Here is a 14,365-nt window from a genome sequence, read left to right on the forward strand (position 1 = left end):
CGTCTGCAAAAATCAAAATATTAAAAATATAATTTGACATATTGTATTGTATGCAGAATATTGGTTTGAATTGAGTTGGCTTTGTGTAGCCAAATCGGTTTTTCAAGCTGAAATAGAGTAGGAAACCAAATTTTTTTCTGAACCCAAAAGGCCTATTTTTGCATAGTTTCAACTCGTTTAAAATAACTCAAAATAGATATGTCTTCGACAAAATTTGATGTGATCGTGGTGGGTAGTGGACCTGGTGGCTATGTGGCCGCTATTCGTGCTTCCCAACTCGGTCTAAAAACTGCCGTAGTGGAAGCTGCGGAATTGGGTGGTATTTGCCTTAATTGGGGTTGTATTCCCACCAAAGCCTTGTTGAAAAGTGCTCAGGTATTTGAGTACATCAATCATGCTGCGGACTACGGTATTAATGTAAAAGACGCCAGTGCTGATTTCACCGGTATCGTCAAAAGAAGCCGAGGCGTAGCAGACGGAATGAGTAAGGGGGTTACCTTCCTGATGAAGAAGAATAAGATAGAGGTAATCAAAGGCTGGGGGAAAATCCAGCCCGGCAAGAAAGTGGAAGTAGAGGACAAGGATGGAAAGAAAACTGTCTATGCTGCTGATAATGTCATTATCGCTACCGGCGCAAGATCACGTGAACTTCCTTCCATGAAGATCGATAAGAAAAAGATTATTGGTTATCGTGAAGCGATGACTTTGGATAAGATGCCTAAGAAAATGGTGGTTGTAGGTTCCGGCGCAATCGGAATTGAATTTGCCTATTTCTATGCGACCATGGGCACTGAAGTGACTATCGTGGAATTTTTGGATAGAATCGTTCCTGTGGAAGATGTGGAAGTATCCAAGACTTTGGAGAAACTATACAAAAAAGCAGGCATGACCATCATGACTTCTTCGGAGGTGACTGCGGTAGATACCAAAGGAACAGGCTGCAAAGTGACAGTAAAAACCGCCAAAGGTGAAGAGACGTTGGATTGCGATATCGTACTTTCTGCCGCAGGAGTTGTTTCAAACCTTGAGAATATTGGACTGGAAGACGTAGGTATTTTGGTGGATAAAGGCAAAATCAAAGTTGACGAGTACTATAAAACAAATATGCCCGGCTACTATGCCATAGGTGATGTGATCCCCGGGCCTGCTTTGGCTCACGTGGCTTCCGCAGAAGGAATCATCTGTGTGGAGAAAATCGCCGGCCAGAATCCTGAACCATTGGATTATGGAAATATCCCAGGCTGTACGTATTGCTCCCCTGAAATAGCTTCTGTGGGCATGACAGAAGCTAAGGCTAAGGAAGCAGGATACGAGTTGAGAATCGGTAAATTTCCTTTCTCTGCCTCCGGCAAAGCTTCTGCGGCGGGTGCGAAAGACGGTTTTGTAAAGCTGGTGTTTGATAAAAAATACGGTGAATTGCTAGGTGCTCACATGATAGGGTATAATGTAACCGAGATGATCGCTGAGATCGTGGCTATCCGCAAACTCGAAACCACCGGTCATGAATTGATTAAAACGGTGCATCCTCACCCTACGATGTCAGAAGCGATAATGGAGGCTGCGGCCGCTGCTTATGACGAAGTGATTCACCTTTGATATAAAAATTTCAAAAATAAAAGACACAAGACCTAAAACAATTGGTCTTGTGTTTTACATTTAGAGAAGAAATTTTTCAAACCACCGATTCTTGCAGGAAGAACAACTCATCGCCGGGCTTAGGGCAAAAGACAGAAAGACTACCGAGTATTTGTACGACAAATACTCCAGAGCTCTTTATGCGGTGATCTCAAGAATTATTTTTGATAAGGATATAGCAGAGGAGGTTTTTCATGATTCCTTTGTGAAAATCACCAGAAAGATAGATCGTTACGACGAGTCAAAAGGGCGTTTATACACTTGGATGGCCAATATTTGCCGAAATTCAGCGATTGATAAACTCCGTTCCAAGGAAATGTCCCAATCAGGTAAGACCAACGCCATAGATGATTTCGTATATGGAATGGAAAGCCAATCAGGCACCCAAGAGCAAATAGATGCGATCGGAGTGAGGGAGTTGATGATCGATCTCAATGATGACCAAAAGTTTATAGTGGAGTATATTTACTTCAAGGGATATACGCATTCGGAGGTTTCGGAGGAATTCGAAATACCTCTAGGCACCGTCAAGTCTAGGGTGAGAGCGGCAATACAAGTGTTGAAAAAAAATATAGCAAGAATCTAGTGGATATTCAATCTTACATATCGTCAGGTAAACTGGAACTTTTCCTTTTGGGAGAGTTGACGGAGCGAGAGCGTGAGGAAGTATTGAACATGGCTAGGACGTATCCGGAGATCCAAAAAGAACTGGATGAATTGGAGGAGACTATGTTTGCCTTTGATAATATGTCCGGTAAGGAACCTTCTCAGGATGTAAAAGATAAGATTTTCTCTACACTGGAAAGCGACTTTATCCTCAAGGAGGCCCCAGAACCAACAGCTGGCCCCGCTGACACTAAAGTGGTGCCGATCAGCAGTCCTTGGAAGCCGTTTGCCATTGCGGCATCTATCGCTGCCATCGTAGCCTCTGGAGCGGCGTTCTATTATGCGGGCAAGTATCAGGAAAGAAATGAGCAGTTTACCGCTTTGCTGCAAGATCAAAGCGTAATGGCGGACAATCTGAATCAGGTGAAGCAGGAATACGAGCAAAAGGATTCTCAGCTCGATAAGATTATTGCGGGTAACTTGAAGCGGGTGGAGATGAGAGGAGAAGGTTTTGAAATGCAGAAAGATGCTAAAGTAGATGTCTTCTGGGATCAAAATGCTCAGGAAGTCTTTGTGGCGGTGAATAACCTGAATGACCTTAGCGATGAGTATGATTACCAGCTTTGGGCTATAGGAGACGATGGACCTGTGGGGATTGGTCTTGTGAACTCGGGCGTGAAACTGACTTTGCAGCAGATGGAAGCGGTGGCTCAGGCAGGAGCTTTTGCCATCACCATTGAGCCAAAAGGAGGATCCGAAGCGCCTACACTGGAAAAACTGGTGGTGCTGGGAGAAGTGGCTTAGAGATTTGAATAAGTTAATATTTGCCTGTTCTGAAAGGAGCAGGCTTTTTTCATTTAAAGGAATTTAAGGCATATTTAACCGGTTAACTTTAGCATATGGAACTCCAACTCTCTACCCCGGCATTGCTTTTTTCAGCCATCACATTGCTAATGCTGGCTTATACCAACCGCTTTTTAGCTATTGCCAATCTTATTCGTGGTTTACACAAGAAGTTTATTGAAGCGCCTGATGAAGGCATTATCGTAGAGCAACTCCATAATCTTCGCAGGAGGCTCACACTTATCAAAAACATGCAGCTCTTTGGAGTTTTTAGTTTTTTATTGTGTGTGATTTGTATGTATTTGCTGTTTCGTGGGGTTACCGATGCAGCCAATTGGGTATTTGTAGGCAGTATGTTATCTCTGCTTATCTCACTGGTTTTATCATTGGTGGAAATACAAATATCGACCAAAGCCTTGAATTTGGAATTAGCTGATATGGAGGAAATATTCAGAAAACGAAGCAGTGGCCTTGATTTTATATTTAGAAAAGATTTGAAAAAAGATGAAGAATAAGTTTTTGTGGATTCCATTCCTGCTTCTGGCTTGTGGTTCATGCAGCCAAAAACCGGTAGAGCAGCAGGTAATTCAACCTGTTGAATCTTCGGTCCAAGTTTCCGAAAATCACATTCAGGTAAACAGTGTAGAAGAAGCGCTTGATTTTTATACTTGGACTTCGGATCGTATTCCAATGGTATCTGCACATCGGGGAGGTCCTTATCCCGGATTTCCGGAGAATGCTATAGAGACTTTTGCCAATGTGGTGAAATACACTCCGACAATTATCGAATTGGATGTGGCTATGACCAAAGACGGAATTTTGGTTCTGATGCACGACGATAAATTGAATAGAACAACTACCGGAAAAGGGCTGGTGAGCGATGCTACCTATGCGGAGATTCAGCAACTTTTCCTTAAGGATGAAGCCGGAAACGTGACCGATTTCAAAGTACCAACGTTGGAAGAAGCCTTGGTTTGGTCGAAGGGAAAAGCTCTTTTGACAGTAGATATCAAGAAATCAGTTCCGTATGAGAAAATTATAGAGATTGTCCGAAAGACTAAATCGGAAGCTCATGCAGCTCTGATTACTTATTCTTTTCCTGCGGCCAAAAAACTCCACTCCATGGCACCGGAGCTGATGCTTTCGGTAACTATCCGAAATGTAGAGGAAATTCAGCATTTTGAAGAAACGGGGATTCCCTGGACTCGGGTGATTGCTTTTACGGGAGTAACAGAACGTCCTCAGGAATTCAACAAAGCCCTACATGAGAAAGGGGTGTTCACCATTTTGGGGGTACTGGGCAATTTGGACAAAAGCGCCATTGCGCGCGGAGATCAGCTTTATGCAAGTTTTGTCCACAAAGGAGCCGATATTTTGGCAACAGATAGGCCCATAGAAGCAGCGGCTGCAATTAAGACTTTGGCCCCATCAGAAAGCTCTAAATCCAAGTATTTCAAGAAATGATTATTGATCTGAGAAGTGATACTGTCACCCAACCTACGGCTGGGATGAAGGATGCCATGTTTGCTGCACCGGTTGGTGATGATGTCTTTGGTGAAGATCCTACCGTGAATGAGCTTGAAGCCAAAGCTGCTAAACTTTTTGGCATGGAAGCGGCTATTTATTGCCCATCCGGTACGATGACCAATCAAATCGCCATCCGTCTTCATACGCGCATTCAGGCAGAAGTGATTTGCCATAAGCATTCCCATGTCTATCTCTATGAGGGTGGGGGTATTATGTCCAATTCCTTGGCATCAGTGAAATTGCTTGATGGGGATTTTGGTAAAATGACGGCTGAGGATATAAAGAACGCAATCAACCCGGATGATGTGCATGCACCTGAGACGAGCTTGGTTTCACTCGAAAACACCATGAATAAGGGCGGAGGGAGCATTTATACACTGGATGAGGTGAAGCCAATTAGAGAGCTATGCTCAGCGACTGGCCTGAAATTGCATTTGGATGGAGCCAGACTTTTTAATGCATTGGTAGAAACAGGTGAAAGTCCGACGGATTGGGGTGCTCAGTTTGATACGATCTCCATTTGCCTGAGTAAGGGGTTAGGCTGTCCTGTCGGATCGCTTCTTTTGGGCTCAAAATCGGATATCAGAAGAGCCCGAAAAATAAGAAAAGTGTGGGGCGGAGGCATGAGGCAAGCCGGTTTTTTGGCAGCAGCAGGAATTTATGCCTTGGATAATCAGGTAAAACGGTTGAGGGAAGATCATATACGAGCTAGGGCATTGGGTGAAATGATGTTGAAATTACAGGTCGTTTCTGAAGTTTTGCCGGTAGCCACGAATATTGTGATTGGCAGATTGGATGGGGTTTCGCCCGAAGAGTTTTTGAAGAAGTTAGCACTTAGGGATATCAAAGCTGTCAAATTCGGAGCAGATTTAATAAGATTTGTGACTCATCTGGATTTTGGGGATGAGCAATTGACGGAACTGGAAAGACGGATGGCGGGATTGTGATTTTATTGGAGAATCTCTGGTTGTGAGATATATGCCCGTATGAAATCGAGCATGTCGAAGACGACACACAACTTGTCCCGAACTTGCTTCGGGAGAGGGATGATTATTCGCCGTGCGAGATTCCATCCCGTTTCCTTCGTCACGGGACAGGTTATGACCATTAAAAATCAAAATATAAACAGATGAAATCGAGCATGACTCAGGAGTTACACGGAGGAATGATTATCTGTGAAGCGAGATTCCATCTGACCTCTTAAAACAAAATATAAACAGATGAAATCTACTGTGCAGATTGGGATAAGGGTTAACAATAAATCAGGGGGTAGTGGATTATGTATGTTTAACTAAATTAATGCCATAGAAGTAGACTTTCTGATAGAATAACACGGAAATAGTGTAGATTCTGGTGGAAGATACACTGTCAACTGCTTGAACGATAACCCCACCTACATGAAAAGGGCGAGAAAGATTTTAATAGTTATGCTGGTAATCTTGTCCATACCATGTCTTTTGATGTTATTAAACTATCTCTATAGCCGCCACAATGATAAAACATATACCGATATAGAGAAAGGTGTCGTATCTGATAATTACACCATAGAAAAGATCCAGGTGCCGGGTAAGAAATTTGAATTCCATTTCAGTTCCTCTAATCCCAACGCAGGAGAACACAATGGGTATATTTATTACGATGCGTTGAATAAAATTGCTTTCCTCCAAACAGAGGAATACATGCCCTCAACGAGTGAAAGTGGAAGTGCAGAGCTCTACAGGCACTATCTTAGCATAGATTCAACGGGAAATGTGGTTTCCTCTCAGGAGAAAGAGGGTGGTTTTTTTGAGAATGCAGTATTGCTGAAAAACGAATTGAAGCCATTTCAAAAATGGTCTGACTCTACGGAGAAAATCTATCTAAAACATTTTGGCAAGAGAAAATTTAACTTTGAATGCTTAAATCCATTTTCTGGAATTGGCAATCCCACAGGCGGCAGCCCATGCTATATCTGGGATGGGGACGGGTATTATACTATAGTGTTCAAAAATGAAATGCTGAAGATTAAAATGCCCTGCGAAAGCGGAGCTCTATTTTTTTCCGCAGATACTGACTATAGGATAGGTCTATATTATTACGAACGGCTGGAGGATGATATTGCTTTTTTAGTTTATGCCAAGAACTATGAACAAGATCAGCTGTACATGATCAAGCGGAAATGATGAGTCCAAGCTTTTGTTATTTACACTTGTACTCTCAGCTTTGATTTGGATGGGATTGGAATAAATAGAATCGCATAGCCCATTTTATTAGATCTGTAGACAGCATGGTGGCTCGGGATATTCCTTATTCACAGAAACTGAATGAAGGAGGTTCTGTTGCGGGCAGTCTGGAAATTTCTTTTCCTCAGTCCGGAGCGGGATTTTATAATTGCGGATGAGCAACAACCTATGCAGGCATTCTATATGGCGTGGTAAAACGTTTAGAAAAAAAAACTCTATCATTTATCTCGATTACAATTTTAAACTCTTTGGTAACAACTGAGCTTTTTTGCCACTTAGGCTTTGTCTGTGAGAAATAAATCAAAAAGCATCAACCTGGTTTCAAACGACAATTAACTGGGTGTTTTTGGTTTAAATTATAATATTCAAATAATTAACAGGATTTTATTGTAATAAATATTTAAAAATTAAATTTTTACATTAGTGTAATAAGTAAGTCATCGATGTAATTATTTATTTGGGGATGTCGAAAACCAATTTTTCAGAGTAGACAAAAAAACAAAAACTCAACTATCATGAATCTTATTTCATCTTTACTCGAAGTTGTTCTTGCGTTATTGTCAGGCCTTCTAGGAGGTATTGGACTTTAATCAAAGCCAAGAAGTCTTTCTTTAGTTAGCGCAATACCATAAATATTGCATTGATAAAGGACATAAGAGCTACTTTCATTGGAAAGTAGCTCTTTACAAGTATTCAAATTTTTTTATGTTTCCATTCCTTCGAAGATATGTAGTCATTTTCTGACTCTAGTAATGTGAGTTATCCAAAACCAAAAAATCATGGTTGCAACGTCCAGCAACTGTATGCTCGATTTCATAAGATTTCAACTATCAGAGTGTGGTATTGCCTTCCGTGTCCACGATAATGTTACAAAAACCATGTTCTCCAATTGGTATTTTATCCTGTAGAATTTGCCCTTCGGAATATGATACTCTGGAAGCTTCTATGGCACAATACTCACAGGTGAAGTAAGCCAATGTCCCTCCACTGGGTTTGTTCTCGGAGGTCTTGCAAAGCGCACCGCTAATGTTTACTGCCTCTTCTGCCCACGGGAAACACCACATTTCCAAATCTCCAAATTCTGATGGGGTCTGCATAGAAAGCATCTTGATTTGAAAAACACTTTCGTAAAATTTCCTAGCCCGATCCATGTCTTCGACATAGATTTCTATCCAAGTAAATGGATTTTTCGATGATGTTGCCATAGTTTGAATCCTTTAGTTTTGTTCCTTTGTTTGAAAAATCAACAGATGTATGTCTTTCTGTAGCTGACTACTTTCAATAGCTAACCAATCTTATTGAAAAATATAAGTTGATTTTCGAAACCTCGAAAATCCGTTTTGGGGACTGTTTATGCGGGAATTATCACTGATATGGGTAGTAAAGCATCAAGGTTCAAATCAGGGGACCATGTATTTGGTATGACAGGCTTTAATTTTGGAACCTATGCAGAATTTATTACTGGAAAAAGGCGGTGTTTATAAGTCTGTTGGAGGGTTGGAATATGCTTCCGAATCTCAGGATCAATTGGAGTATATAAAAGAACTTTATGAGAAAGGGAATTTTAGTGCGATAATTGATAGAACCTTTTCATTGGACAAAGTAGTAGAGGCACACCGGTATGTTGACAAAGGGAGAAAGAAAGGCAACGTAATCTTAAAAATCGGAGAATGAAAAACTTACTTGTTATACCGTCGATTCTAGCATTGATCTCATGTGGAAAGATGGACAATACCACCCAACTACAATCGGATCCGACCCAAATTGAATCACTTGACATTCACGTAAAAGACACCACTGTCCAATTTTTGTGGAGGGATATGAAATATGACTCTGCACTTAATGATAGCTTCAATTCCATTTTTCTGAATCTTGAGTACGTGGATATAATGGAAGATCCGGAGAAAGCTGCTCTTGGATATGTGGCCACATTTATAGGAAATGAGTGCTGGTGGGACGGGGATGCGGAAGAGGATCGAAGCAATTTGGATTGTAAAATAATTACCGCTTTAGGACTTGGCTATCAATGCTCAGACAGGCATCTGGGCTTTTTGAAAGAATGGTTTTCTGATGACCCCCAGGTACTGGCGGAGCTGGAAAGTGCAAATTGCCCCACTACTCCTTATACGGCCACTATTCAGGATACATTTGATGAAATTGAACTCACCGTTAAAGGAGATTCAATAATCGTGAATTATAAAGTCAGCGCAATTAATTTCAGGGAACAGAAAAATTGGGAATGGTCTGTAGCTGATTACTTTGTAGTGAAGGGTGATAAACTTATGCTGATCAACAGGGATAAATCCGAAGTGGGGCAAGGCAGATTTGACTTGACGGGTGGTTGATGATAACCATGACTATCCTGTATTATTTTTTCGATAACCTATTAAAAATGGCAGCAACCTTGTCATGATCAGTAGTTTTTCCTTGTATCGGTCAGATTAATCAAACACCAAAACAGAGGACCTCTGAACTATAGTAAGGTTTTGTTGCCTATTCTTAATACGTACCAGAACAAGATACGAACCATTAGGGGCCGCAGTATTATTAAATGTTCCGTCCCATACGCAAGACGACTTCACCTCATTTTCTAAATTTTTATCCTCGCAATAGTATATAAGTTGTCCCCAGCGGTTGTAGATGGACAGTTCAAGCTCATCTGTCAAGTTGTCGGGATAGACTACAAAGGCTCTTTCTGGATCACCTGGTCGAATGGCGGTAGGGTGGAGTACTTCAGGCTCACATTTGATTTCCACTTCAAAATCAGCAAAAAAGTCACATCCCAGCCAGTCTTTTGCAATTAGGCTATAGGAGCCTACCAGAGTAGGAATAAATACCGGAGAAACACTTACTTCCACTCCATCCAGAATCCAGCTATATTCTGTAAATCTGCTTCCAGGTTCGATAGCAGCTAAGGCATTCTTTTTTGGACAGATTGTGTACAGACTGTTAAGCGTAGGAGGTTGAGTAAAAGATTGTGTGATTTGGATCTCGCCAACACCCAAGGCGCATCCATCTTTATCTGTAAGGGTGACACGATAGGCTCCCTCACCCTGCACAATCAGCATTGTGCTGTTGTCGTACGCATCAAGATGTTCGTCTCCTTCGGAATTAACGCTGAACCATTTTATTTCGTGCTCCGCTGCGTCAGCCTTTAAGAATATGGTGGTGGAAGTATCTTCGCTGCAGAAGGGCATTGCTTCGAGTTCTAACGCTGCAGGGAGGAGGATGTCTGATTGAAAGGTTTTTTCCACAGGGCACAGTACCTGTTGTGGATCAGTTCCTTTAATCTTGTAAGAACCTTTCTGTACAATGGGAAAATAACCGTCCGAATTTTGATTTATAATAGATCCATCAGGCGCAATAAGAGTGAACGCTAACTCTTGTGCAGTCTCTGGGGCAAGTAAATATTCACCACAACCGTCTACTTGAGTTGGAATCCAAAATTCAACCTCGTCTCTTTTTTCGATGCTTATTGTTCTGGTTACTGAGTAGGGCTGTCCAGCCGAATCCCAAATGTCAAGAGTATAATCTCCAGCCGGTACTTGGTGTTGAATCCGGTTTTTGCTCTCAAATTCACCGGAATATTCTTTACTGTCATGAAGGCTTCGAATAGTGTAGGTGCCGCTCTGCTCGTGCTGCCAATAGACACTGATGGATCCAAGCGCTATCCCGTCTGACTGGCAGACTACAGGGGAGGTGGTGATTTCATATTCTACTCCCTGTATTTCTAACAGTTGATCGTCGTAGACAAATTCGCCATACCGGTCAAAACCATTTGCGTTAGCATTAAGTGTGATAGAGCCGGATTGTAAGTCCCATAAGGTTGCATTATAGGAGAAGCTAAAAGTCTGTTCTTCAGAGGGGTTTAAATTAGTGATGTTCCAGTTTCTGTAGGTCAGGTATTCATTGACCACTACATTATCCAGCCTGATCCCACCGGTATTTTTTACCACTAGGATAAAAGTGATAAGTTCTTGCTCCTGGCTATAACGCCCCGGATCTGCGGTGAGGAATAGCTGGATATTAGGTCTGAGACTACAGTCTTCTACTAAAAATTTAACTTCTTTACGAAAGCTTTCGCATTCCCCTTCTTTAAATTGGCTTACCCATATAGATAAATCTTTCGCCGCCGATAGGTCAATAAGAGGAGCCGTAGCCAGTGGTAGTGTCAGAGGATCGTTATCCGCATAATACAACACACTGAAGCCCGGGGATTCATCCACGCTGAACTGAATGGATTTCTGCTCCATACACATAATTATATCTTCGGTAATCGGCTGTGGAGATCTGGCTCTAACAATTAAATCGACCGGTACCCGAATTCCCGTACAGGAGCCGAAGGGCCCCTCAGATACCCACACCGTTTCAGTTCCGGCAAAAGAAGTATTTACATAATAATCCAACAAGGGTGTGCCGCCGATCTCATCTGAAAAGAAAAAGATCTGGTACCCTTCTTTGCTAGGAAGGATGTGTTCGGACAGATTAGCGGGAGTGTCTCCTAGGCAGAATTCAGGGAGATCTATAGAGTTCAGGTTGGTAACTAGCTCGAATCCTAAGCAATGGGTGGCCGCAAATTCGGCTTTCCCTGTGATTGGAACTTCTAAAGGGCCGTAGATTCCGTATCCGGAGCAGTCCCCGTCCATAAACCCTTTAATAAAGGGCGTGTCGGAATATGTCTGTTTGGAGGTGCCTCCAATGCCAGAAATACTACCATTAACGGAGACTCTTGCATCACAATTGTCGTTTGCAAGTACAAAGCAATCTTCTGTCAGTTTCAAGGTGTATTGCAAAGAGGCGATTAGTTCTTCTGGGTTTTCTGTCAAAGGCACAGTGCCGAGTTCCCAGATGATTGCTCCTGACAAACCCTGATTAGGATCGAACGTCACGCTGCCATAGTTTCCCGGTATCACCTCGGCATTCACGAAAGAAGCAGTATATGGGATAGGAATGACAATCCGGGTTTGTTCCGAGGTTTCTGAACCTGCATTTCTGATGTCCACTTGGTAGGCGATTTCCTCACCGGGTCTAGCTGATGGAGAGTCTGTCGGGATTTTTCCGTCTATTGATATGATTTGGTTGTGGGCTTGTATTTCTGGGGAATAAGATAGCACCGAAAAAGCTAATGAGTAGAGCGTATACAGGTCTTGGTTTGTCCCATACTTGAAGCGGGCTGAAGTTTGATTATTTGCAATGATCGAATTTTCGGGATTAGGGATGTCCCATTGTACTATGTCTATTCCGGTATTATTGTTCAGAAAAGGGTTTCTGGGATTCTCCTTTAAGCTTTCGTCTGCCATCCTTACTGGAGTATAAATCGAAGAATTGAAGAAATTGTTGGGAGTGTTGTTGGGATGCTGCAATCGTATCCAGTCTCCTTTTTGATCCAATATTTCCAGAAAATCCCCTGAAGTGGGTTGATCTCCTTCTCCCGCCAGAATTCCTAGCTTAAGACTTACCGGGCCTTCTTTGACGGTCCCAAATCCATTTATCTCAATTTCGCCAACTGTCTCTGCCCCGTTTTTAGCTTCTACAAATGTGTACCCGTCAAATATGGTGACGTCGCGGAAGTTCATTTTGGCGTTTTGGTAAACCACAATTAATCCCCAGTGACCATAAGAGCCGATATTGTCCGAGCTGCCTTCCGTGAGGGCGATATCGGCAACTGTATATTCACCACTGCCATGGTCTCTTACAAGTTGGGTGACATCGGCGTAACCCACATACATTTCACCTAGCTCCCCCTGTGGAAAGAGTATGGCATTACCTGCTGCAGTTACTTCTATGTATTCTGTTGCTCCAGGTGCTTTTAATTTTACCCGCCGCTTATCGAAATGCGCAGTTTGATAGATATAAGGCGTATAGGTGCCTGAGGTTATCAATTTAAAATAAATATCCTTTTCGATAAGACCATCATAGCTTGTAACTGGAGATCTAGTCAGTTCGCCAATGGAAAAAGTGAGGTCTTCAAATGAGAAAGTAATGGGCTTAAAAGTAGCCGTGGATTTTCCATCTGAAGTTACAATTTTAAGATCTTCCACAGGCATAAATTCCCCGTGATAATTGAAACCATATATTACTTCACCGTCATTGGTAAACTGAAAAGTAAGGCTCTCCGATCCGTCAGGTGAAATAAGCTCGTAGATAGGAAAGTACAACCCATTCTCGTCAGAGGAATAAAAAACGTTGAATGTGTAGGGAAAATAATCTATTTCTTCCAAAGGACTGATTTCTTCCTCTTTTTTGTCCAATGTGACGGGAGCTCCAGGTTTGCCTCCTGTTTTCGTATCAAAGGTCAACCCTTTACCAAGTTCAGTCCTTCCTGACCAGTATAGTCCGGCATATAGGATTTCAGAGCAATTTGGATCTGCTCCGTTTTCCTCCGAAAACATGAGGGTAGCTGCAGAAGAGTTAAATGTTTCGGGATCATTGTCAATATCCACAAAACTCATCTCCTCAAGGGCATTCTGGACGTTCTCTCGATATGTCGTCAAGGTGAGGTTAGTATTGCCTATGATGGTAAAGTCTCCTCTGATATGAAAAATATTATTTTCAGGTGCGGGGTATCCTATCCGGTGTCGAAAGGGGACCCTATTGTCATTTTGTCCATTGGCAGGAGTAACCAGAGCAAGCAGACTTATGCAAGTCAATACGAATAATAGGAAGGAGGATTTCCCAAAAAACATGATGAGGTGATTGAAAAGTGTGAAAACTACGTGCTTAAATATGCAAATAAATTTTAAATAGAAAAATAGAGGTTTAATTAAAACTTAGTTTTTCTCTAGAGAAGATGAAATATAAGCCCGTTTGTAACGTTGCCAAAGGAAAAGGTAATTTCAACTAAGGATAATATCCCACAATTCGACATCGGGCCAGGGCCTACAGCAATCCTTAATATTTTTTCTTTATATGTGGAGGTGGTATGAGTGCTAATAGCTAAAAAAGCCCCGTGAAAATGAATAAATAAACAATGGAATTTGCCTCTTGAAAAGCTATGCGGAAATTTTGTAAAGCAAGATTTAGATGGTTTTCAACTGTTTTGGTCGATATTCCTAATTCCAGTGCGATTTCCTTATGTGAAAGTCCTTTTAACCTGGATAATTCAAAAACTTTCCTTCTCCGCTCTGGAAGATGAACGAGCGTCTTGTCCATCAAAGCTTTTAGGTCCATGTAGTCCATTGTCTCTTCTACATCATTGGTGGGTAGGATCAGCGCCATTTGATATTCGTAAACTGCAGTAGTTTTGATTCTTTTTTTGAACTCATCTATGATGATGTTTTTTCCTATTTTGTAGACATAGGAATTGAGTTTTTTTTCCGGGTCTATGGAATTTCTGTTTAACCAAAGCTTGACAAATACCTCTTGGGTAATTTCTTCGGCATCCGTCACACTAAGTCCATAGCTAAGACAGAATAGGTATATTTTTCTGTGAAAATGTGCATATATCTCTTCAAAGGCTTTTTTATCCCCATTTCTTAATCTTGACGCAAGACCTTTAAGTTTCTGATCCATGGGATGAAATGGCTTTGGCG

The 14,365-nt window shown here is 41.8% G+C and carries 12 protein-coding genes; 9 read left to right on the plus strand and 3 right to left on the minus strand.

The features are described 5' to 3' along the window. The first annotated feature begins 198 nt into the window (after positions 1 to 198). The 7 genes from lpdA to J2X69_RS08580 all read left to right on the plus strand — a co-directional run bounded on the left by lpdA (position 199) and on the right by J2X69_RS08580 (position 6,773). Complete coding sequence (lpdA, locus tag J2X69_RS08550) at positions 199 to 1,596, plus strand: dihydrolipoyl dehydrogenase (protein ID WP_310101520.1); 1,398 nt, start codon at positions 199 to 201, stop codon at positions 1,594 to 1,596. Between the two features lie 91 nt (positions 1,597 to 1,687). Continuing rightward, the gene (locus J2X69_RS08555; RefSeq protein WP_310101523.1) at positions 1,688 to 2,221 is read left to right on the plus strand and encodes a sigma-70 family RNA polymerase sigma factor; all 534 of its coding nucleotides are present in this window, start codon (positions 1,688 to 1,690) and stop codon (positions 2,219 to 2,221) included. After that, positions 2,221 to 3,045, plus strand: a complete 825-nt coding sequence (locus tag J2X69_RS08560) for an anti-sigma factor (RefSeq protein WP_310101525.1) — start codon at positions 2,221 to 2,223, stop codon at positions 3,043 to 3,045. Before J2X69_RS08555 ends, J2X69_RS08560 begins: the two co-directional genes overlap by 1 nt. A gap of 95 nt (positions 3,046 to 3,140) precedes the next feature. Further along, a complete protein-coding gene (locus J2X69_RS08565; RefSeq protein ID WP_310101528.1) occupies positions 3,141 to 3,599 on the plus strand; it encodes a DUF2721 domain-containing protein in 459 nt (152 codons plus the stop codon). Beyond that, positions 3,589 to 4,548, plus strand: a complete 960-nt coding sequence (locus J2X69_RS08570) for a glycerophosphodiester phosphodiesterase family protein (protein ID WP_310101531.1) — start codon at positions 3,589 to 3,591, stop codon at positions 4,546 to 4,548. Before J2X69_RS08565 ends, J2X69_RS08570 begins: the two co-directional genes overlap by 11 nt. Further along, positions 4,545 to 5,558, plus strand: coding sequence for a GntG family PLP-dependent aldolase (locus J2X69_RS08575; RefSeq protein ID WP_310101533.1), 1,014 nt, complete (start codon positions 4,545 to 4,547; stop codon positions 5,556 to 5,558). The genes J2X69_RS08570 and J2X69_RS08575 overlap by 4 nt, the downstream gene beginning before the upstream one ends. A gap of 513 nt (positions 5,559 to 6,071) precedes the next feature. After that, positions 6,072 to 6,773, plus strand: coding sequence for a hypothetical protein (locus J2X69_RS08580; RefSeq protein WP_310101536.1), 702 nt, complete (start codon positions 6,072 to 6,074; stop codon positions 6,771 to 6,773). 890 nt (positions 6,774 to 7,663) lie between these two features. On the opposite strand, the gene J2X69_RS08585 is transcribed toward J2X69_RS08580, so the two are convergent. Then, the gene (locus tag J2X69_RS08585) at positions 7,664 to 8,038 is read right to left on the minus strand and encodes a VOC family protein (protein ID WP_310101539.1); all 375 of its coding nucleotides are present in this window, start codon (positions 8,036 to 8,038) and stop codon (positions 7,664 to 7,666) included. 241 nt (positions 8,039 to 8,279) lie between these two features. Here J2X69_RS08585 and J2X69_RS08590 point away from each other — a divergent pair, with 241 nt between their 5' ends. Further along, the gene (locus J2X69_RS08590; RefSeq protein ID WP_310101542.1) at positions 8,280 to 8,507 is read left to right on the plus strand and encodes a zinc-binding dehydrogenase; all 228 of its coding nucleotides are present in this window, start codon (positions 8,280 to 8,282) and stop codon (positions 8,505 to 8,507) included. Continuing rightward, complete coding sequence (locus J2X69_RS08595; RefSeq protein ID WP_310101545.1) at positions 8,504 to 9,178, plus strand: hypothetical protein; 675 nt, start codon at positions 8,504 to 8,506, stop codon at positions 9,176 to 9,178. Before J2X69_RS08590 ends, J2X69_RS08595 begins: the two co-directional genes overlap by 4 nt. A 96-nt stretch (positions 9,179 to 9,274) precedes the next feature. On the opposite strand, the gene J2X69_RS08600 is transcribed toward J2X69_RS08595, so the two are convergent. Then, the gene (locus J2X69_RS08600) at positions 9,275 to 13,519 is read right to left on the minus strand and encodes a gliding motility-associated C-terminal domain-containing protein (RefSeq protein ID WP_310101549.1); all 4,245 of its coding nucleotides are present in this window, start codon (positions 13,517 to 13,519) and stop codon (positions 9,275 to 9,277) included. Between the two features lie 250 nt (positions 13,520 to 13,769). Continuing rightward, the gene (locus J2X69_RS08605) at positions 13,770 to 14,345 is read right to left on the minus strand and encodes an RNA polymerase sigma-70 factor (RefSeq protein ID WP_310101552.1); all 576 of its coding nucleotides are present in this window, start codon (positions 14,343 to 14,345) and stop codon (positions 13,770 to 13,772) included. Between the last annotated feature and the right edge of the window lie 20 nt (positions 14,346 to 14,365).

The sequence above is a fragment of the Algoriphagus sp. 4150 genome (assembly GCF_031457395.1).
GTDB lineage: Bacteria > Bacteroidota > Bacteroidia > Cytophagales > Cyclobacteriaceae > Algoriphagus.

Excerpts from the sequence above, each read along its gene's own strand:
- J2X69_RS08570 (WP_310101531.1), top strand. The coding sequence starts at position 3,589 with ATGAAGAATAAGTTTTTGTGGATTCCATTCCTGCTTCTGGCTTGTGGT.
- lpdA (WP_310101520.1), top strand. The coding sequence starts at position 199 with ATGTCTTCGACAAAATTTGATGTGATCGTGGTGGGTAGTGGACCTGGT.
- J2X69_RS08595 (WP_310101545.1), top strand. The coding sequence starts at position 8,504 with ATGAAAAACTTACTTGTTATACCGTCGATTCTAGCATTGATCTCATGT.
- J2X69_RS08590 (WP_310101542.1), top strand. The coding sequence starts at position 8,280 with ATGCAGAATTTATTACTGGAAAAAGGCGGTGTTTATAAGTCTGTTGGA.
- J2X69_RS08565 (WP_310101528.1), top strand. The coding sequence starts at position 3,141 with ATGGAACTCCAACTCTCTACCCCGGCATTGCTTTTTTCAGCCATCACA.
- J2X69_RS08580 (WP_310101536.1), top strand. The coding sequence starts at position 6,072 with ATGTTATTAAACTATCTCTATAGCCGCCACAATGATAAAACATATACC.
- J2X69_RS08605 (WP_310101552.1), bottom strand. The coding sequence starts at position 14,345 with ATGGATCAGAAACTTAAAGGTCTTGCGTCAAGATTAAGAAATGGGGAT.
- J2X69_RS08585 (WP_310101539.1), bottom strand. The coding sequence starts at position 8,038 with ATGGCAACATCATCGAAAAATCCATTTACTTGGATAGAAATCTATGTC.
- J2X69_RS08600 (WP_310101549.1), bottom strand. The coding sequence starts at position 13,519 with ATGTTTTTTGGGAAATCCTCCTTCCTATTATTCGTATTGACTTGCATA.
- J2X69_RS08575 (WP_310101533.1), top strand. The coding sequence starts at position 4,545 with ATGATTATTGATCTGAGAAGTGATACTGTCACCCAACCTACGGCTGGG.